The sequence below is a fragment of the Gemmiger formicilis genome (assembly GCF_016901605.1).
In the GTDB taxonomy this organism is placed as follows: Bacteria; Bacillota; Clostridia; order Oscillospirales; family Ruminococcaceae; genus Gemmiger; species Gemmiger formicilis_B.
Window position 1 is genome coordinate 1 of sequence record NZ_JACJKP010000992.1, and the last position, 217, is coordinate 217.

Sequence of the window (217 nt, forward strand, 5' to 3'; positions counted from 1 at the left end):
CAGGTCTTTGGGCTGTCCGCCGCCGCCGATGCAGCCGCCCGGGCAAGCCATGACTTCCACAAAGTGGTACTGCTTGCCGTTCTCCTTCATCCGCTGCAGGAAAGCGCGGGCGTTATCTTCGGCAACACCGGCGGTGTGATGGAGGCGGCGCTGCGTACCGCCTACGCCTATCTCACCGGCCAGGACGCTCCCCAGACCCTGCTGCAGTTGCAACCCG

At 65.4% G+C, this 217-nt stretch carries 1 protein-coding gene; it reads right to left on the minus strand.

Annotated elements, in window-relative coordinates; all coding sequences use genetic code 11:
• Window positions 1-213, minus strand: a 213-nt coding sequence (locus H6B10_RS19235) for a [Fe-Fe] hydrogenase large subunit C-terminal domain-containing protein (protein ID WP_430661804.1), incomplete at its 3' end; no start/stop codon positions are given.
• Between the last annotated feature and the right edge of the window lie 4 nt (window positions 214-217).